This is a genomic window from Mesorhizobium sp. LNHC209A00, assembly GCF_000502915.1.
GTDB lineage: Bacteria > Pseudomonadota > Alphaproteobacteria > Rhizobiales > Rhizobiaceae > Mesorhizobium.
The window spans coordinates 416,549-434,958 of sequence record NZ_AYWT01000003.1 but is presented as its reverse complement, the minus strand read 5'-3'; the positions used below and the strand labels follow the sequence as shown (position 1 = coordinate 434,958).

Sequence of the window (18,410 nt, the reverse complement as noted above, 5' to 3'; positions counted from 1 at the left end):
AATTGATGCTAGCGGACACTCCGCATGTTCGACTTTGCCTTGATCCGGTTTGACCGACGACGAAAGGGCGCCCGCGCTTGATGAAGCGCTGACTGGCGAATGCTGCCGTTTGCAGCAATCTTTCCTCCTCTACCGGAACGCAAAGACCATGAGCCTTGCCGACGTGAAATACCTGCCGGAAACCCCGGCGCATGACCCTCAAATCGAAGCCATTAACGACGAGGCCTTCGGCCCCGGCCGTTTCGTGCTGGCCGCCTACAAGATCCGCGAGGCCGGCGGCCATGAGCGCGCCCTGTCCTTTGTCGCGGTCGACGGCGACCTCGTCGTCGCCTCTGTGCGCATGACGCGCATAGCGGCCGGGGCCGGCCGGGCGCTGATGCTTGGGCCACTCGCGGTACGGCCCGCCTTCAAGAACCTCGGCATCGGCCGCCGGCTGGTAGCGATCGCGCTGGAGGCGGCCGGCAAGGCTGGCGCGCCGGCCGTCATCCTGGTTGGCGACGAACCTTACTACGGGCCGCTCGGCTTCAAGCGCATCCCCCGTGGTCAGATTTCGATGCCAAGGCCTGTCGACCTCGACCGCCTTTTGTCGCACGAGATCACGCCGGGCGCGGTTGCCAGGCTTTCCGGCGAGGTTGGTCACGCCAGCCAGGCCAGGGCCGCCGAGCACGTCTAGGCGATGGCTTGACCTGGCCCGTCGATCCGGGCCTGATCCGTCCTATTTGATAGCAAGCCCATTCTCGCGGGAAGGATGACGCCATGAACCCCAGCGGCCAGATAGCAATCGTGACCGGCGGCGGCTCCGGCCTTGGCGAGGCAACGGCACGCGCGCTCGCCGCCAAGGGAGCCCGCGTCGCCATCTTCGACATTGGCATCGAGCGCGCGGCCAAGGTCGCGGCCGAGAGCGGCGGCATCGCCGTCCAGTGCGATGTCGCGAGTGCCGACAGTGGCGTCGCCGCCCTGGCCGAGGTTGCCGCCAAGCTGGGCGAGCCGCGCATCCTGGTCAATTGCGCCGGCATCGCCATCGGCGTGAAGACGATCGGCAAGGATGGACCGCATCCGCTCGACCAGTACCGCAGGGTGATCGAGGTCAATCTGATCGGCACGTTCAACATGATCCGCCTGGTCGCCGACCGCGCCGCGAAACTCGAGCCGCTACGGGGCGGCGAGCGCGGCGTCATCGTCAACACCGCTTCGGTCGCCGCCTATGACGGCCAGATCGGCCAGGCGGCCTATTCGGCTTCGAAGGGCGGCGTCGTCGGCATGACGCTGCCGGTGGCGCGCGATCTCGCCCGTTCCGGCATTCGGGTCTGCACCATCGCGCCCGGCATCTTCAAGACGCCGATGATGGCCGGCATGCCGCAGGACGTGCAGGATTCGCTGGGCGCCGCCGTGCCTTTCCCGTCACGGCTCGGCGAACCATCCGAATATGCCGCGCTTGCCCTGCACATCATCGAGAACCAGATGCTGAACGGCGAGACCATCCGCCTCGACGGCGCCATCCGCATGGCGCCGAGGTAAGGCGTGTCGCCCCAAGCTGCGAAGCGGTTTGCGCGGGTGGCTCCCCTTGCCAAGTCCGGCATCATCGGCTGACAAGCGGAATAGGAAATCAACTTGGCAGGGCGAGAACTTGGACGATCGAAAGAAGGATGTCATCCGCGAGACCGACGCCGAGGCGATCCGCTTGGCGAAAACGCTTCTGCGCAGTGCCCGTTTCGGCGCCCTGGCGGTGCTGGAACCGGGGACCGGGGCGCCGCTGGCCAGCCGGGTCGGCGTCGCCACCGACATTGGCGGCGCACCGCTCATCCTGGTGTCGATGCTCGCGGCGCACACGCCAGCCCTGCTTGCCGATCCGCGCTGTTCCCTTCTGCTCGGGGAGCCCGGCAAAGGCGATCCGCTGGCACATCCGCGGCTGACGCTGGTCTGCCAGGCATCGCGGCTGGAGCGCGGCTCGCAGGCGCATGCCCGCGCCGAGCGCCGCTATCTCAACCGCAATCCCGAGGCGAGTCTCTATGCCGGGCTCGGCGACTTTTCGATCTTCCGCCTCGACCCGCAGCGCGCCAGCCTCAATGGCGGCTTCGGCAGGGCTTATCTGCTCGACCGGTCCGATCTGGTCACCGCCGGGCCGATTGTCGAAGAGCTCGCGGCGAGCGAACAGTCGGCTGTCGAGCACATGAATGCGGACCATCTCGACGCGATCGCCAACTACGCCCATCACTTTGCCAAGGCGCCAGGTGATGGCTGGACCATCGCCGGGTTGGATGCCGATGGCATGGACCTGGTGTCTGGGAACGATGTTTGCCGAGTGTTCTTCCCGCAACCACTGGTGGACGCGAATGAATTGCGTCCCGCTCTGGTTGAAATGGCGAGGGCCGCCAGGGCGGCATCCTAGGCGCAAAGGGAGATTTAAATTGCATTTGATCAAAAGCAACGCTTGAGATTTGAAAGAAATGTTCTAGGCTTTAGGTGTGGTGCTGACTCGTTAGCATCTTCACAGTGAATTTATGGATTCAGGCACCATCGCCCCCATGGCGCCTCGATGAGCAAAAAGCATGGGGCATCAATGGTCTCGACAAAGCTAATCGCCAACGCCGAATCAGCTGCCGAATTTCTGATGCTGATGGGCAACGAAAAACGGTTGTTGATCATGAGCTATCTGATCGACGGCGAAATGTCGGTCGGCGCCATCGCCGAAAAGGTGATGCTCAGCCAATCCGCCCTCTCGCAGCACTTGGCCAAGTTGCGGGCGCTCGACCTCGTGGATACCCGCCGCGATCGCCAGATGATCTACTATTCCTGCAAATCCGATGCTGTACGCGAACTGCTTGCCATGCTGGAAGGCATTTTCGGTGGCGGTAAGGAGGATCTGTCCCAAATGGCGCAGAGGTTGCGCCGCGCCGGGACTTGACCGGGGGCTGCCGCAGCCATTTACCTCGCTGACGATTTCCGGAGCGTGGTTGGTGTGTCTTTCCCGGCGCACCAACCACGCTTTCGATTGTTGAGCGGGACATGGACCCAATTCGCATCGACGATCCACGCGATCCGCGTGTCGCAGCCTATCTCGATATCCGCGAGCGCGATCTGGCGGGCCGGCAAGGCCGCTTCGTCGCCGAAGGCAAAGTGGTGCTCGACCTGCTTTTGTCGTCGAGCCGCTTCAGCGCGGAATCCGTCCTGATCTTGGAAAACAGGCTTGGCGGCGTGGAAGAGGTTCTGCGCAAGGCACAAGCGGACCTACCGGTCTACGTCGTCGCCAGTGGGGTGATGGACGCGATTGCCGGATTCCACATGCATCGCGGCGTCCTGGCCATCGGCCGCAAGGAGACGCCGCATCCGCCCGGGTCATTGCTGGATGCCTTGCCCGCTCAAGCCCTGATCGTCGTGCCTGTCGGCATCGCCAACCACGACAATATGGGTTCGATCTTCCGCAACGCCGCCGCTTTCGGGGCCGATGCGGTGCTGATGGACGGGACATGCTGCGATCCGCTGTACCGCAAGGCGATCCGAGTTTCGGTCGGCGCCGCGCTCAAGATCCCTTTTGCGTCCTTCACGGACACCGCGGACTTCACCGCGGAGCTCGACCGCCGGGGTTATCACCAGTTCGCATTGTCACCGCGCGGCCGGATCGACATACGCGATGCACGGCGCGGCGAGCGGCTGGCACTCTATCTCGGCACCGAAGGCGAAGGCCTGCCCGAAAGCCTGCTTGCCCGCTTGCAAACGGTGCGGATCACCATGTCGAAAGGCTTCGACAGCTTGAACGTCGCTGCCGCCTCAGCCATTGCCCTGCATCATTTCTCGCGCTGACGATCATGTGAGCCAGGACATGGCGAACGCGTCAGCCTGCACCGCGTCAGTTGGCTTCTGCTTTCTGCAAGGCGCGCACGCGATCGGCGAGGCTGCGGTCGTGGCCGGTGGAGCGGTTGTCCTGGGGTGCGGCGAGCACCTTGGCGATTGGTGAATCGGGCCCCTCGAGCTTGGCCGTCAGGTGGACCACCTCCGCCGCCAGCTCATTCATCTGCTCACGGAGCGCGGCACCATTGCCGTTCGTCAAACCCGACGATGCCGCGGCGCCGAGATCCGCCTTGAGGCGCTTGTTCTCGCGCGCCAGTGCCGTCAGCCTGGCCTCCAGCCGTTCGCGGTCGCCGTCAAGCTTGGCAATCGCCCGGTCCACGTCGTCGCGCCTGCCGGCCTCCTCGTGCCGGCCCGGGTCATCGGGCTTGCCGACCAGCCGCAGGGCCGGTGCGCCGTCCTCGGTTTTCGATTTTTCCCGCAACCGCGCCAATTCCTTTTCTCGCCGATCAAGCTTGTCCTCACGGTCAGCGAGCGCTGCCAGCAGCCGCTCGACCTTCTTGTCGAGCTCGGCGACCCTTTTCTTCTCGGCCTTCAAGGCATCGCGCGCGGCCTTGCTTTCGGCCGCGATCTCCTGGCTGCGCCGATCCGCTTCCTTGCGCTGGCCGCGCAGCAGCGAGATGTCGCTGGCAAGCTTCTGCAATTCGGATTCGCGGGCCACGAGTTCGATCTGGCGGCTGCTAGAGGCAAAACTGGCGTCGTCATACATGTGCTCCAGCTTCTCGAGATCGAGCGCCCGCCTTTCCAGCTTTCGTTCGGTTTCCTTGAGCCGCTCCGAAAGCTCATGCAGTTCCTCTTCGCGCTGTCGAAGAGCTTCGTTCTTGGCGCCGAGTTCGGCGAGCGCGTGGTTCTTGTCCGTGCGCTCCACCGCCAGCGCCTTCAGCGCCTCGCGGCCGCGATTGATCTCGACGAGTTGTTCGGCCGCCTTCTCGCGCAACGTCTTGACGTTGATTTCGAGGCGCCGGGTCGTCATGGCGTATTCGGCCCGGATCCGGTCCTTGTCGGCCTGAATCTCGGCTTGCGTCAGCGGAATGGAGGCTTCGATGCGCCTGCGGGTCAGGGCGACGGCACGCCGCCAGACGGCGGGAGCCACCATCAGCGCCAGAAAGCCGGCACAGAGAAAGCCGAGGGCAAAGAACAGGACCGACTGAACCAAAGGACTACCCGTTATCGACGACAACTTGGAAGGCTGGACCGTGCCATCTTGGCATGGCGGAAATCCGGCACCGCGGCAAGGGCTTGCCGCGGCCGATTCGGGTCGTAGGTTGAGGAATCCGATCGAACCGTCCGTGGCTCGCTCATGTCGGCCGGATCAGAACGGGTTCCAGGTCGCCCGCTCGGTCAGTTTCAGGTAGCCCAGATTGACGCCGAGCCGGGCGCCGACGCCGGTACGGATCGGCACCAGCAGCACATTGTTGTTCTTCAGCACGTTGAAGCCGACGCCCGCCACCACATAGGCCGATCCGGCGACGCCGCCATAGCGATTATAAAGGTTACCGACATCGTCGAGATTGTAGACCAGCATCATCACGCGTGACCCCTCGCCGCCGAAATCCCAGCCCAGCGACGGGCCTTGCCAGAACACTTTGTGATCGCCGGCATTCTTGGTGTAGAGCGTACCTTCCCCATAGGTCAGGCCGCCGATCAGCGCACCGGATCCCTCCTCCCCAAGCAGGTAGCCATTGGGCAGACCGTAGGAGGCGAAAATCTTCTCCACGACGGTGGCCAACCCGCCCGACGTCGCGCCGAAGAACTTGTGGCCGGAATCGACAATCTCCTGAGCGGTGTACTCCTGCGCCCGCAGGGGCGATGTCGAGAAGACGAGAACGCCCATGAGCGCGATCGCCATTGAGAGGACACGGAAAAAACTCCGGTCATAGATTCGGGAAAACATGCTTCCAATCTCCGTCATGAAGCACTTTCGCCGACGCCTCGCATCCGTGCGGCTCTTTTTAGGCGGCCGTTAAGGATGACTGTTAGGGGCAAACTATGCCGTAATCCTTTTTCAACCATTAAATTCCCACATGAAGATGGCGGTTCGAAGGCTCCTGGCCGCTCGAGGGACACGCAGCCTGCGTGAACGCGCCATATGCCACGACGACAATTTTGGATTTGTTGCTGCACGCGCGGGCGCTGTGTATTCAGAAAGCCTTGGGTTGAAGCGTGATTCGTGTGGGCAGGCGCGAAGATCGACCGCTCGGCCGTCAACTTGAAGATTTTGCAGGGATTTCGCCGATGGCCGATCTGTTCACCCTTACCGCTCCCGACCTGGCGGCGCTTTTGTGCAGTCGGGTCTGCCACGACATCATCTCGCCGGTCGGCGCGATCAACAACGGGCTTGAACTGCTCGACGAGGGCGGTGCCGACGAAGACGCCATGCGGCTCATCCGTCAGAGTGCAAAAAACGCTTCGGCCCGTTTGCAATTTGCCCGAATCGCCTTCGGTGCGGCCGGCTCTGCGGGCATGATGATCGACACCGGAGATGCCGAGGCCGTCGCCATTGCCTTCCTCAAGAACGAAAAGCCGGAATTGGTCTGGAAGGGAACCCGCGCGCTGCTGCCCAAGAACAAGGTCAAGCTGCTGCTCAACCTGCTGCTGGTCGCCAATGCCGCCATTCCGCGCGGCGGCAAACTGGTCGTGACGCTTGAGAATCTCGAAACCGAGCCGCGTTTTTCGCTTTCCGCAAGCGGTCCGATGCTGCGTGTTCCGCCGAAATTCCTCGAACTGCATTCCGGCCACAAGCCGGAAGAGCCGATCGACGCGCATTCGGTGCAACCTTATTACACGCTGCTGTTGGCCCGCGAGGCCAACATGACGATTTCGATCCACGCTACGCCTGAAGAAATCGTCCTCTCAGTGGCCTGAAAATCGGAGCCGGCAGCGCGACCGAATAAAGTATTTCAGTCTGAAATACTCATTGACGACGCAATCGCGGCGCGGTGACCTTTGCCCGCTCGTCAACACCGAAACATCCGCAAGGAAAAACCCGCCGAACGGCATCTTTGCAAAAATTTTACCTAACGGCTTTTCGGCTTCTTTACCAGATCGGTCTAGGCTGCGCCGTAGATGCCCCGCACGACCGGATCGCCCAACGGCAAAGAGGACGCGGAAATGAAGCGCTGCATGTTTGTCGACGATTCAAGCGTCATCAGGAAGGTTGCAAAACGCATCCTGGGCGGTTCCGACATGACTGTCATCGAGGCGGCCAGCGGGCTTGACGCACTGGAGATGTGCGCCGCCGACATGCCCGACATCATCGTCATCGACGGCGCCTTGCCGGACGTGCAGGCGGTCGACCTCATCCGGCGCGTGCGCGCCATGGAGAGCCCGATCAGGCCACAGATCCTGATCTCGCTGGTCGAACTCGATATCGCGTCGATCATGCGAGCCAAGCGCGCCGGCGCCCAGGGCTATCTGTTGAAGCCCTTCAATCGCCCGCAACTGCTCGAACGTTTTCGCGCCTTGAAAATCGCTGCCTGAACGGAAGCCGTTCCAGGCAAACCGCGCGGAGGTCTGTCGTCGGCACGCAAAAACAAATGATGGTCCACAATACAAAAACCCGGCCAAGCCGGGTTTTTTAGAAGTGCGCTGCCGACTGCGCTCAGGCGCTGACGCGGATATCTTCCGGTTCGCGCAGCACATAGCCGCGACCCCAGACAGTCTCGATGTAGTTCTGGCCCCCGGACGCGGCGTCGAGCTTCTTGCGCAGCTTGCAGATGAAAACGTCGATGATCTTCAATTCCGGCTCATCCATGCCGCCATAGAGATGGTTCAGGAACATCTCCTTGGTGAGCGTGGTGCCCTTGCGCAGCGAGAGCAGCTCCAGCATCTGGTATTCCTTGCCGGTGAGGTGCACGCGCTGGCCGCCGACTTCGACGGTCTTGGCATCGAGGTTGACCACCAGGTCGCCCGTGGTGATCACCGACTGGGCGTGTCCCTTCGAGCGGCGCACGATGGCGTGGATGCGCGCGACCAGCTCGTCCTTGTGGAACGGCTTGGTCATGTAGTCGTCAGCGCCGAAGCCTAGGCCGCGTACCTTGTCCTCGATGCCGGCCATGCCGGAGAGGATGAGGATGGGCGTCTTTACCTTGGAGAGGCGAAGCGTTCTCAGGACCTCGTAGCCGGACATGTCGGGCAGGTTGAGATCGAGAAGGATGATGTCGTAGTCGTACAGCTTGCCTAGATCGACACCCTCTTCGCCGAGGTCTGTCGTATAGACGTTGAAACTTTCCGATTTCAGCATCAGCTCGATGCTTTGTGCGGTTGCACTGTCATCTTCTATCAGCAGAACACGCATTTAATTCCCCTTTTCTGCCGCCGGACCATTTCACGACCCGTCCTGTCCCGGAGCAGTGGTTGCCTTGTGCAGAGGCTGCCATCGAATGGTTAACAAAACCTAATTTCCCGTCCAATACGGTATCAGATTTTTTAACCCCTTTCTACACCCTCTTGAATCCAATAACGAATCACAGACCAAATTCCTAATGCAGCACATTAATTACCTGGACTAAGTGACTCCAGGGACTCATCGACGCGGCTTCGCTTCGGCGGCCGGAATTTTTACCCGGCCTTAAGCCCTGACCCGTATGATTAACAATGCCCGTAAACGAATGGTTACCGTCGGCAAAAAACTTTAGGGTTTTGTTTCCCATAGTGCGGGGAAAGCCGGTGGATACGGGCAGCGCTTGGACCTTTCCAGGTGGTTTGGACGATATGTGCGGATGTGCGTTTCCGGGAGTACCGAATCATGAAGTCACGTGAAAACCTCGTTCGGCTGAAGCAATTTCAGGTGAATGAGAAGCGGCGCCAGCTGTTGCAGCTCGACATGATGATCGCCGAGTTCGAGCGCATGGCCGTCGAATTGGAGCTTCAGATCACCGCCGAGGAAAAGAAAGCCGGCATCACGGATATCAATCATTTCGCCTATCCGACCTTCGCCAAGGCGGCGCGCCTGCGCCGCGACAATCTCAGGAACTCGCAAGGCGACCTCGCCCAGCAGCGAAGCGCCGCCGAATCATTACTCGGCGAAGCTGAAGCGGAGCTTTCCAAGGCTGAGATGCTGGAATCACGCGATACCAAGGTCCGCGAGGCCGAAACAGGCGGCCGCAGCGCCATGATCGGCTGAGTCGGCCGACATCGGCGCTATCTGGCGCACAAGCGAGCCCTGTCGGGCGACAGCCTGAACCGGCAACAGCAAGCCGCCGCGAAAGCGTTGCTGGCACGCAAGACCTAGACCGCCCAATCCTCCTCATTTCTGGCGCTCGCCCTTGCCCGGGCATCCCTGATACCAGGCGCATGCTGCTCCGCCCATGATCTGATCTGGGTAAGCAGTCCGGCCAGGTTATGGCCGAGTTCGGTCAGTTCATATTGGACGCGTGGCGGAATGACCGGATAGATTTCGCGCCGCCACGCGCGCCGACGCCAGCTCGCGTAATATCAGGGTCGAACGCATGTGGGCGGTGCCCGACCGCGAGGGCCTGCTGGCGCTCGCCCGTTTGATCGAGGCGCAAAAGCTTGTCGTCCATGTGGCCAGGACCTTTCCGCTCGACCAGGCGGGAGCCGCCCACGCCTTTTTCGCCACCAAGCCGATCGGCAAGGTAGCGCTGACGGTCTGAGCGGCGACACTGACAGCAAAGGGCGCGGCATGCCGCGCCCTTTGCTTGTGGTGAGACCGGGCTAGTGCCGGTATTGCTGGATACGCGTCGTGCGCAGCCCGGCAAGGCCATATTCGTCGATCGACGCCTGCCAGGACAGGAATTCCTCCGTGGTCAGCTTGTAGCGCTGGCATGCCTCTTCAAGGCTCAAAAGCCCGCCGCGCACCGCTGCAACCACCTCCGCCTTGCGCCGGATAACCCAGCGACGCGTGTTCGTCGGCGGCAGATCGGCAATCGTGAGAGGGCTGCCGTCAGGCCCGATAACATATTTGACTCTAGGTCTAACCAGATCGGTCATCGTACTCTCTACAAAAAACTCAAAGACCCAATCCCCGCCACGTTACCGCCACAGCTTTAAAAATTGCCTAAGCAGACCCTAATGACTAGGTAAGGATCGTGAACGCCGCGTTAGTCTTTTAGCGGGCATTTGAAATATACGGCCGGAAGCCCTGTTTTAGCCGGGAGAAATGTGTCCCTCACAGCGTCCGCCACGCCGGTGTCGTCCTGCAAGCTGGCGCCGCATGAAAGCTTGACCTATATTCTCGACATTGGCATTTGAGCTGCCGCGAAATGAAAGCACCATGAACAGTCTCGACCTTCCCAGACGTCCCGAAGAGACCCGCGTCGTCGTCGCCATGTCGGGCGGCGTCGATTCATCGGTGGTCGCCGGCTTGTTGAAGCGCGAGGGCTACGATGTCGTCGGCGTCACCTTGCAGCTCTACGACCATGGTGCGGCAACGCATCGGGCCGGCTCATGCTGCGCCGGCCAGGACATCGACGATGCCCGCCGCGTTTCCGAGACGCTGGGTATTCCCCATTATGTGCTCGATTACGAGGAGCGGTTCCGCAAGGCGGTCATCGATCCCTTCGCCGAGAGCTATGTCGCCGGCGAAACCCCCATTCCTTGCGTTTCCTGCAACCAGACGGTCAAGTTCGCCGATCTCCTGGCCACGGCCAAGGATCTCGGCGCCGACGCGCTGGCCACTGGCCACTACATCCGCTCCGGCGCCAATGGCGCCCACCGGGCGCTTTACCGGCCGGTCGATGCCGACCGCGACCAAAGCTACTTCCTGTTCGCCACCACGCAGGCGCAGATCGACTATCTGCGCTTTCCGCTCGGCGGCCTGTCGAAGCCCCAGGTTCGAGCCATCGCCGAGGAGATGGGGCTGACGGTCGCCGCCAAGCAGGACAGCCAGGACATCTGCTTCGTGCCGCAGGGCAAATATTCCGACATCATCGCCAAGTTGAAGCCGACCGCGGCTAACCCGGGCGACATCGTTCATATCGACGGCCGCGTGCTCGGTCGCCACGAGGGCATTTTGCGCTACACGATCGGCCAGCGCCGTGGCATCGGCATCGCGTCCGGCGAACCGCTCTATGTCGTCCATCTCGACGCCGAGCGCGCCCGTGTCGTGGTCGGCCCGCGCGAGGCGCTGGAGACGCACAAGATCTATCTGCGCAACATGAACTGGCTGGGAGACGGAGGCCTCGCCGATGTGCCCGCCAGCGGTATCGAGCTGTTCGCCAAGGTGCGCTCGACCAGGCCGCCACGGCCGGCCGTGCTGCGTCACGAGGCAGGTGTGGCCTCGGTCGAATTGGCCGACGGTGAATCCGGCATCGCGCCTGGACAGGCCTGCGTGCTCTATTCGGACGACGGCAACGAGGCCCGTGTCTTCGGCGGCGGCTTCATCGTGCGCTCCGAGCGCGGCGCCGAAGCCGAAGCGATGCTGAGCCGGCTGGCCGCGAAGCCGGCGCAAGTTCCCGCCGAGTAGCTCTCCCCGGCCCGCCGTGCCAGGAGTGCGACGTACCAGGAGTACGACCTAGCCTTCCCCCTCAGGCCGTGGATTTGGTGTGGGTGACGGTGCCAGCCGTCAGGATGCGCAGCACCCTGATCGCTTCCTCGCCGCTGGTGCGCGGTTCGGCACGCGTTTCGATACAGTGGATGAAGTGCTCCAGCTCGCGCGTCAGCGGCATGCCCTGGGCAACCGCGACATAGGACGGCTCATTGGTGGTGAATGCCCACTGGCCGCTGTCCTGCCACACGGCGTGGCGGTAGACCGCAAGCTTGCGCTCCCATGGCTCGACATCGTCGAACACCGCCATCGCCTTGGTGCCGACCACGGTCAGCCGCCGCTCGCGATAGGGGTTGAGCCGCGACGTGAAAAGATGGCTGCGCAGTCCGTTGGGAAAGCGCATGTGCAGATGCGCGAAATCGCTGAGATTGTCGAGGAGTGCCGCTCCCTCCCCGCGCACCTCGATCGGCTCGGTGCCAGTGATGGCCAGGATCATCGACAGATCGTGCGGCGCCAGGTCCCATAGCGCATCGTTCTCGGTATGGAACTTGCCGAGCCCCAGCCGGTGCGAATGGATGTAGCGGACCTCGCCGAGCTCGCCCTTGTCGATCAGCCCTTTCAACGTCTCGAAGGCAGGATGGAAACGCAGGACATGGCCGACCATGAACACGCGCCCATTGTCCTTGGCCGCCTGAACCGAACGCTCGGCATCGGCCACCGTCAGCGCGATCGGCTTTTCCACCAGCACGTCCTTGCCGTTCTCGACGGCGCGCACGGCGAGATCGGCATGGAACTGCGGCGGCAAGGCCATGATGATGGCGTCGATGTCATCGCGGACGAACAGTTGGTCCGGCTCGATCGCCAGGCAGTCCTGTTCGCTGGCGAAGCCTTCGGCGCGAGCTCGATTGGTGTCGGAAACCGCGTGCAATGCGCCGAGCGCCTTGAGGGTGCGGATGTGGTTGGAGCCCCAGTATCCGCAACCGAGGACTGCAATGCGCGGCTTCATCTGTTTCAAACTCTAAAAACTCGTGGCCGAGACATAGCGACGTGCCCCGTCGAACTCAACCCCGGCGGCGCCAACCAGCTGTTCGTGCGGCAAAGCTTTTCCCCGTCGAGAATAGCCCCGATGTCGAATGCATCGAAGCTTGACAGGCTCGCCCTCCCAACCTTATATCCGCGCGACCTTGGCGAACGCCTCGAAATGCCTTTCGATTTAAGGCGGATTTTCGGGTCTGTCGCCGCCCTGGCGGGGTAGCTCAGTTGGTTAGAGCACGGGAATCATAATCCTGGGGTCGGGGGTTCAAGTCCCTCTCCCGCTACCATTACTTTCTGCAACGAACCCAACGATTTGACAGAGCGCTGGTCTTCTTAGCTGGCCGCTTTCATGTGGCGTCATGTTGCAATCGGTTACCGTTGATTTCCAAGGGTTTCCTACGACTCTCGGCAAGTCGACGCGACATGAAACGCGACGCGTGGCGAGGAACAATGTGAAACGCAATCGACCGGCGTCGAGGAGTTGATTGCGCGAATGGCCTGATCGGCCGAAAGGCCGGTCCCTCCGTCGCTCGCACCAGTGCATCAGGATCATCCAGACATCTGCGCTGGATCCGCTTCAACGTCAGCTACACTCGCAGCCGATGAGGCCTTGAAGGCGCAAAGGCCGGCAGCAGACCCGGTTGGGCCGAACGGTTAAGGCACCGGTCTTGAAATTCGCTTGTGGCCGTCCCGCTTTGTACCATCGCCTGCCCTACAAGCCCGGCCTTTCCGGCGTTTGGGCCGGTTTGCTGCCGTTCTGTCCCGCCTTGATTTAAGCATACCGTAGCGTTGCCTTGCTAAAAGCGTAGCAAGGTGTTTTGACATGTTCTCCCCTGACGGTTTCCGATAAAAAGGCCCGGTGCCCCGCCAAGTCAGACACACGCAAGCGCCGCGGTCGACCATGTAGCGGAACGCGTCTTCCTTGGTCTCGAAGGTATCCACGATGGTGCTGCCGTCGACCACCTGCCAGCCGCGTTGATATGCGAGACGAACCTTCAGGCGCTCGCTCATCCCCGGAACCTTTCGGTGTACCAGGTGATCNCCAGCCGCGTTGATATGCGAGACGAACCTTCAGGCGCTCGCTCATCCCCGGAACCTTTCGGTGTACCAGGTGATCTTGCCATCTACCTTCATCGGCTTGTGGATCATCAGCCTCTTGGGAAGGTGCTCGGGATGGACCTCGAGGAGCGTGATCTTGATCGATGGCTTGCACCGGTTGCAGTCGAATTTCAGCTTCATGGGATCGATGCCGCCGCCATAGACCATCATGAGATCGGCTGATCCGCAGTAGCGGACATTGCCGCAGTTGCATTCCACTTTCACAAGCATATTGTGCCGGGCCGCCTTACCCAGCGTGTCGATCGGATCGTGCGCCATGAGAACAGAAAAGGAACAAATTCCTTGTTCGTCAAGCCGTCCTGTGGAGTCTATCCGCGGATGAGTGACGAACCGATAAAGCTTGCCGAAGGCACAACGGCGGCACCGCGCGAGCGCCAGGGTACTCGGTCATGGCTGCGAGCATGATGGATGCGGCAGGCATGCCGGCTTTGGCTTTGCCCGGCCGCGTCAAGAACAGCACTGGTTCTGTTTCGAGCACAAGGCAGACGTTGAGCGGTACCTGTGAGGAGGATAGCGGCAGACCTAGCGGGGGTTGCGATTGGCGCAGTTGCAAGTTGTAGAGTGTTGCGCAGCTGCAACGCGCCGGACTGTTTGCCGAACGCTACCAGAATCCGGGTTGGCTACGCCTCTGAAGGAAGGTACTAGGCTGCTAACTGCATTCGATCGAAGGGGCTTTTCCATGAAAACCATTCTGCTTGCGACCACCATTCTGGCCGTAGTGTCCGGCAGCGCTTATGCGGCCGATGCCATAGTCTCGGAGCCTGTACCGGTTGCTGCCTCTTTTGACTGGAGTGGCGCTTACATCGGCGTGAACGCAGGCGGCGGTTTTGGCACGTTTAATCTTGCTCCTTCTGGCGGCGCCCCTGGCTCGATCGACATTGATGCGAGCGGCTTCCTGGGCGGCGTTCAGGCCGGTTACAACTGGCAGGTTGGCCAATTCGTCTACGGCGTCGAAGCCGACTTCCAGGGTTCCGACATTAAGGCCGACCTATCTTTCGGCGGCCCCGGTGGTCTCGAAACAAAGGTTGACTGGTTCGGCACGGTGCGTGCTCGCCTTGGCTACACGCCCGTCGATCGTTTCATGGTCTATGGCACTGGCGGCTTGGCCTACGGTCACGAAAAGATTTCTGCCCCTGGGCTCGACTTGTCCAAGACCAGGGTCGGCTGGACCGTTGGCGCGGGCGCTGAATACGCCATCACCAACAATTGGTCGTTCAAGTCTGAGTATCTTTACACGGACCTGGGTAAAGAGACGTTCAACCCCGGCGGTTTGGGTGGTGTTGACGTCAAAGTCCCCTTCCACACCGTTCGCGTCGGTCTGAACTACAAGTTCTAGTACGTCGGCAAGCACGATAGATGGCCCCGGCACACCGCCGGGGCTTTTTCTTTTTGTGATCCCTTGCGTGAGTGTTCGTCGCGATATGGCGCATGCTTGCTCGCCTGTGCGCAGGCGCGATACTCCTTACCGACCGCCATCCTCGAAAATCCTGCATTGACGCATGGCGTAGGTCCTCCTCGCCGCGCAAGTGCTTCACACGGCCGATAAGGCCCGACTTCACCCATTGCGTCCGGGCCGCTTCAACCCTTTCGGAGGCGGCCCGGCACGCTCCTGCACACGCTTCCACAGCCGTTCTCGGATGGATCGCGAAGTACGGCAACGACCGCGACACGCTGGAACGTGAGGCGAAGAACCTCAGGGGTCGCTGAGCACCCAAATGACGAAGTATCAGGTGGAAGAGATCTACGGCGACACGGTCGTGTCATTGGGCATCGTGGTGGAGAACGATCCCATGAAGGCCGCCGAAGCGACGCCAGAGCCAAAGGGTCTCGCCGAGGGCACTGCAGGACCATTGGTTCTGGGTGATCATGAAGAGCAAACCGCCGTATACGAGTACAGCTTGGCCGGACCCGATCAGCGCCTAGACCTCTTGGAACGGAATGAGCTCACCGACCTTGGCCCGCCACTCCCCGGCAAACTGCACGGCGCCCCGGTGCGGGATGAGCGAGACCATTTCTATGCTTGCCCGAGTTGCGGTCAAAAGGTCGACATGCGCGATCTGCGGCAAGTTATCTGGCATGAAGAGCCGGGGCACGAGCCGCTGGAGCCGCAGCCTGAGGCGAAGGTGATCGAATTCCCAAAGCGGAAATAACAAAGTACGGGAGGTTAGTCCCCAGTGTCGCGCGGACCGGCACCCAACCTGAAAATCTCAAGTTCTTCTCCGTGTCAATGCGAGGTTGGACGCCGAGCAATGAGATTGACGACGTGACCTTTGCGGCAAATTGCCCGCCGCCCCATTCACGGCAGCGGCGGGCGTCCCTAGGGATGAATCAAGGGACTGCCCGGGCGTTGGTGACCCGGGCCGAGGATAGGATGCAATTCGGTGCACTCGAAACTGTGCCGCGATGAAACTGCGTCACCAGTTCGGCGGCAAGCGAGTCGCCGCAGCCTGAAACTCGGAACGAACCGGTATGCAGTGAGTTAACACCTAATGATGAACAGCACGAAACCCGACAAAGTCGACACATTGGCGTTGGAACAGCGCATTAGCCGGACTGAGCTCGCAATCGAACGCTCTGAAAAAATGCTGGCCGACAATATCGCCCTGCGCAACAGGATGCGAACTGTAGTCGAGGCCGCGGGCCGCTCCGTAAGGAAGACTTACAGCAATCGCGCGGGTTGACCCTCCAGCCCGGTCTCTCGTTTGTCGCGCCCGTTCGGGAAGCGCCTATGCCCTGTTCCAGCACCGCTGCCAGCGGCGTGCGCCTAGCGTCAAGGGCTTGGTCCATCCATATTCCAGTTGCCTGATAGGCGGCAAAAACCGCTCGCCTAGAACAGCAGCACCACGATTTCGAATAGAATGGTTGGCCTACGAGACCCGTCCGAAAAAGCCCGCTGGCTCGGCCAGCGGGCAGGTGACTTGGGAAGGCCGCTGGAGAGGGACGGCCCGCTCCCGAACCTTGGTCTCTGATATATGTTCCGCAGCTAAATTAGCTATCCATGAATCCGGGTTGCGTGCGCCGCGATGAAACAGCATTAAGAAAGCCCGCCGCGCGCGCTCCGGCGACGGGCCTCCTTATGGAGTGGCTACATCCCGGAGGGAATCGACCACCGTATGGTTTAACCTTCCTACGGGACAATGTTCCCGCACGTGAAAAAGCCCGCTGACCGGAGCCAGCGGGCCTAATTGATTGCATTATCGATCGGGTCAGACCGCGCTCGGGCCGGATAGGATGACCAGGGCTGCTGCGATGCTGCCCAAGCGCTCCGGCTTCTTCAGTTCTGGCTTTTCGTATTGCTTTTTCAAATGGTGCTGCCCGCGTTTTCCTGGGAGAGAAAATGCCTTGCGTCTGCGCTGTCTGTCAACCGCCAGCGATCAGGAGTTCGACCGCCACCAAAAGCCGCTTGCCATGAAGAGCAGCACCGCGATTGCGAACAGAACGATCCGCATGACATGCGTTCCTAGTTAGCACGCCCGAAACAAAAAGCCCGCCACCTTTCGGCAGCGGGCTCTTCGCAAGGCTTTGGAGAGTGCTGATAAGGCCCTGCGTGTGGTGTGCCTATCGGCGAGCGATCAACAGACAGAGCTGGCGCAGGTCGCGGTCATAGGTGCTTTCGCTGCTGAGTACGTCAGCGCAGCGCTTTTTCATACGAGCAACCTTGCTATCCGACATTTGAGCCACGACGGCTGTCAGGTGCGTGGTTGGAGTGGAAGGGTTGCTCGGGTTCGACGGATTGGACGGATTGCTTGGAGTGGTGACCCCACCGACCCCCAGGCCTATGCCGGTGCCGATGCCGCTGGTTCCGCCGACATCTGCGCCGAGCCCGGCAGTCACGCCACCAGCACCGCCAACGTTGGCACCCGCGCCGGCACTGACACCACTATTGCCACCGACCGATGCTCCAAGACCGGCTCTGACGCCACTCGCGCCGCCAACCGACGCACCTGCACCAGCCCTCAGGGTGGTGGGACCTCCCACTGTTGCGCCAAGTCGGGCCTTTAAGACCTTTGGGCCGCCCACCGTCGCGCCAGCGCCAGCAGCAATGCCATTGCTGCCGCCCACCGATGCTCCAACGCCAGCGTTGACGCCACTCGCCCCGCCGACTGAAGCACCCAAACCAGCGTTGACGCCGCCCGAGCCACCAACCGATGCTCCGACACCCGCATTCACACCGCCGCTACCACCCACGGAAGCACCTGCACCGACGCTTAGGCCGCCGGCGGTCACTGGAAGCGACAAGGAAATAATGAAAGCACTGCTAGCCAGAGTTCTGGCGAAGGTCTTCATGAAAGGCTTCATGATACTCTCCTGTTGCGTTGCCTCGACAGTCGGAATGTTGACTGTGCATTAGCAACGATGCAGAGAGCAATTCGGGTGCAACACAGCCGTGTTTACTGGGAACACAGCTTATCAGCAGTGAAGGCGACCGCTAAACTCTTAATGAGATTCACAGCGAAGGCGGCGGCAAATCGCCTTGCGAGAGCCAGCCTGTCAACTGTGGGCAATCACCATCTCGGAGGCGAGCGACAGCCGGTCTGCAACAAAAAAGAGCGGCTACTGCAACCAATCTCGGCCTGAAAAGTTTGCAGGGCCTATCGCCGTCAAGGAGGATTGACATTGAGCGCTTTCCTGCCTGTGCGGATTGCATTTATGAACCTCCAAACGACGACGGCCATCTCGTCGGTGGCCGAAGCCAGAGCGGCAATGAATGGCGAATGGAAGAACAAGAACTTGNACCTCCAAACGACGACGGCCATCTCGTCGGTGGCCGAAGCCAGAGCGGCAATGAATGGCGAATGGAAGAACAAGCACTTGCATTCTTATCGACAGGCACTGCGTTTGCTGGAGGAGGCTCAGGCAGGAACCTGCCGGCAATCCGTCGCGTTTGCAGCCTTTGTCAAAGCCGCGAGAGATCAGGACATGGTTGGTCAGATCAGCCGAGTGAGGCGCTCAAGCGCCTAGA

General features: G+C 61.2%; 20 protein-coding genes, 1 tRNA gene and 1 pseudogene. 14 read left to right on the top strand and 8 right to left on the bottom strand.

Translation table 11 applies throughout. The annotated features are described in order from the left end of the window. Nucleotides 1-148: 148 nt before the first annotated feature. The 5 genes from X739_RS0133970 (at nt 149) to X739_RS156270 (ending at nt 3,801) form a co-directional block, all read left to right on the top strand. A complete protein-coding gene (locus tag X739_RS0133970; RefSeq protein WP_031240082.1) occupies nt 149-673 on the top strand; it encodes an N-acetyltransferase in 525 nt (174 codons plus the stop codon). Between the two features lie 83 nt (nt 674-756). Next, the gene (locus tag X739_RS156255) at nt 757-1,518 is read left to right on the top strand and encodes a 3-hydroxyacyl-CoA dehydrogenase (protein WP_023770358.1); all 762 of its coding nucleotides are present in this window, start codon (nt 757-759) and stop codon (nt 1,516-1,518) included. Nucleotides 1,519-1,627: 109 nt separating this feature from the next. Further along, nucleotides 1,628-2,389: a HugZ family protein gene (locus X739_RS156260; RefSeq protein WP_023770359.1), complete on the top strand. Its 762-nt coding sequence runs from the start codon at nt 1,628-1,630 to the stop codon at nt 2,387-2,389. Nucleotides 2,390-2,560: 171 nt separating this feature from the next. Continuing rightward, nucleotides 2,561-2,905 carry a metalloregulator ArsR/SmtB family transcription factor gene (locus X739_RS156265; protein WP_015316000.1) on the top strand — a complete coding sequence of 115 codons (345 nt, stop codon included), beginning with the start codon at nt 2,561-2,563 and terminating at the stop codon, nt 2,903-2,905. A 101-nt stretch (nt 2,906-3,006) separates the two neighbouring features. After that, nucleotides 3,007-3,801: an RNA methyltransferase gene (locus X739_RS156270; protein WP_023794032.1), complete on the top strand. Its 795-nt coding sequence runs from the start codon at nt 3,007-3,009 to the stop codon at nt 3,799-3,801. A 46-nt stretch (nt 3,802-3,847) separates the two neighbouring features. Here X739_RS156270 and X739_RS156275 read toward each other — a convergent pair whose 3' ends face one another. Together X739_RS156275 and X739_RS156280 are read right to left on the bottom strand one after the other, a co-directional pair. Next, entirely contained in the window at nt 3,848-5,002 is a 1,155-nt protein-coding gene (locus X739_RS156275) for a hypothetical protein (protein ID WP_023770360.1), read from the bottom strand. A gap of 156 nt (nt 5,003-5,158) precedes the next feature. Then, the gene (locus tag X739_RS156280) at nt 5,159-5,695 is read right to left on the bottom strand and encodes an EipA family protein (RefSeq protein ID WP_224530344.1); all 537 of its coding nucleotides are present in this window, start codon (nt 5,693-5,695) and stop codon (nt 5,159-5,161) included. Nucleotides 5,696-6,081: 386 nt separating this feature from the next. Here X739_RS156280 and X739_RS156285 point away from each other — a divergent pair, with 386 nt between their 5' ends. Together X739_RS156285 and X739_RS156290 are read left to right on the top strand one after the other, a co-directional pair. Further along, entirely contained in the window at nt 6,082-6,711 is a 630-nt protein-coding gene (locus X739_RS156285) for a histidine phosphotransferase family protein (protein ID WP_023770362.1), read from the top strand. Nucleotides 6,712-6,957: 246 nt separating this feature from the next. Further along, complete coding sequence (locus X739_RS156290) at nt 6,958-7,326, top strand: response regulator (RefSeq protein ID WP_023770363.1); 369 nt, start codon at nt 6,958-6,960, stop codon at nt 7,324-7,326. A 121-nt stretch (nt 7,327-7,447) separates the two neighbouring features. Here X739_RS156290 and ctrA read toward each other — a convergent pair whose 3' ends face one another. After that, nucleotides 7,448-8,143, bottom strand: a complete 696-nt coding sequence (ctrA, locus tag X739_RS156295; RefSeq protein ID WP_006203583.1) for a cell cycle two-component system response regulator CtrA — start codon at nt 8,141-8,143, stop codon at nt 7,448-7,450. A gap of 450 nt (nt 8,144-8,593) precedes the next feature. On the opposite strand from ctrA, the gene X739_RS156300 reads away from it, so the two are divergent. Beyond that, nucleotides 8,594-8,971 (top strand): flagellar export protein FliJ, encoded by a 378-nt coding sequence (locus tag X739_RS156300; RefSeq protein WP_023770364.1) that lies wholly within the window; start codon nt 8,594-8,596, stop codon nt 8,969-8,971. Between the two features lie 104 nt (nt 8,972-9,075). Here the strand turns inward: X739_RS156300 and X739_RS1000000167790 are convergent, their stop codons facing one another. After that, nucleotides 9,076-9,207 carry a hypothetical protein gene (locus X739_RS1000000167790; RefSeq protein ID WP_245273825.1) on the bottom strand — a complete coding sequence of 44 codons (132 nt, stop codon included), beginning with the start codon at nt 9,205-9,207 and terminating at the stop codon, nt 9,076-9,078. A gap of 59 nt (nt 9,208-9,266) precedes the next feature. Here X739_RS1000000167790 and X739_RS1000000167785 point away from each other — a divergent pair. Next, nucleotides 9,267-9,461 (top strand): annotated as a pseudogene (locus X739_RS1000000167785) (zinc-binding dehydrogenase); the annotation flags it as partial. Between the two features lie 61 nt (nt 9,462-9,522). Here X739_RS1000000167785 and X739_RS156305 read toward each other — a convergent pair. Further along, nucleotides 9,523-9,798, bottom strand: a complete 276-nt coding sequence (locus X739_RS156305; protein WP_006203587.1) for a DUF1153 domain-containing protein — start codon at nt 9,796-9,798, stop codon at nt 9,523-9,525. Between the two features lie 283 nt (nt 9,799-10,081). Between X739_RS156305 and mnmA the strand changes: the two genes are divergently transcribed. Continuing rightward, the gene (gene mnmA / locus X739_RS156310; protein ID WP_023770366.1) at nt 10,082-11,272 is read left to right on the top strand and encodes a tRNA 2-thiouridine(34) synthase MnmA; all 1,191 of its coding nucleotides are present in this window, start codon (nt 10,082-10,084) and stop codon (nt 11,270-11,272) included. Nucleotides 11,273-11,333: 61 nt separating this feature from the next. Here mnmA and X739_RS156315 read toward each other — a convergent pair whose 3' ends face one another. Further along, nucleotides 11,334-12,299 carry a Gfo/Idh/MocA family oxidoreductase gene (locus X739_RS156315; protein ID WP_023770367.1) on the bottom strand — a complete coding sequence of 322 codons (966 nt, stop codon included), beginning with the start codon at nt 12,297-12,299 and terminating at the stop codon, nt 11,334-11,336. A 239-nt stretch (nt 12,300-12,538) separates the two neighbouring features. Here X739_RS156315 and X739_RS156320 point away from each other — a divergent pair. Beyond that, nucleotides 12,539-12,615: transfer RNA gene (locus X739_RS156320), tRNA-Met, on the top strand. A gap of 796 nt (nt 12,616-13,411) precedes the next feature. On the opposite strand, the gene X739_RS156325 is transcribed toward X739_RS156320, so the two are convergent. Next, on the bottom strand, nt 13,412-13,657 hold the full coding sequence (locus X739_RS156325; RefSeq protein ID WP_245273805.1) for a hypothetical protein: 246 nt from the start codon (nt 13,655-13,657) through the stop codon (nt 13,412-13,414). Nucleotides 13,658-14,126: 469 nt separating this feature from the next. On the opposite strand from X739_RS156325, the gene X739_RS156330 reads away from it, so the two are divergent. Both X739_RS156330 and X739_RS1000000170330 read left to right on the top strand, forming a co-directional pair. Next, entirely contained in the window at nt 14,127-14,783 is a 657-nt protein-coding gene (locus X739_RS156330) for an outer membrane protein (RefSeq protein ID WP_023794026.1), read from the top strand. 379 nt (nt 14,784-15,162) lie between these two features. Then, nucleotides 15,163-15,597, top strand: a complete 435-nt coding sequence (locus X739_RS1000000170330) for a hypothetical protein (RefSeq protein WP_023770371.1) — start codon at nt 15,163-15,165, stop codon at nt 15,595-15,597. 1,408 nt (nt 15,598-17,005) lie between these two features. On the opposite strand, the gene X739_RS1000000167775 is transcribed toward X739_RS1000000170330, so the two are convergent. Beyond that, nucleotides 17,006-17,746, bottom strand: coding sequence for a hypothetical protein (locus tag X739_RS1000000167775; protein WP_084056166.1), 741 nt, complete (start codon nt 17,744-17,746; stop codon nt 17,006-17,008). A gap of 318 nt (nt 17,747-18,064) precedes the next feature. On the opposite strand from X739_RS1000000167775, the gene X739_RS1000000167770 reads away from it, so the two are divergent. After that, nucleotides 18,065-18,409 carry a DUF982 domain-containing protein gene (locus X739_RS1000000167770; protein WP_156939833.1) on the top strand — a complete coding sequence of 115 codons (345 nt, stop codon included), beginning with the start codon at nt 18,065-18,067 and terminating at the stop codon, nt 18,407-18,409. Nucleotide 18,410: the final 1 nt, after the last annotated feature.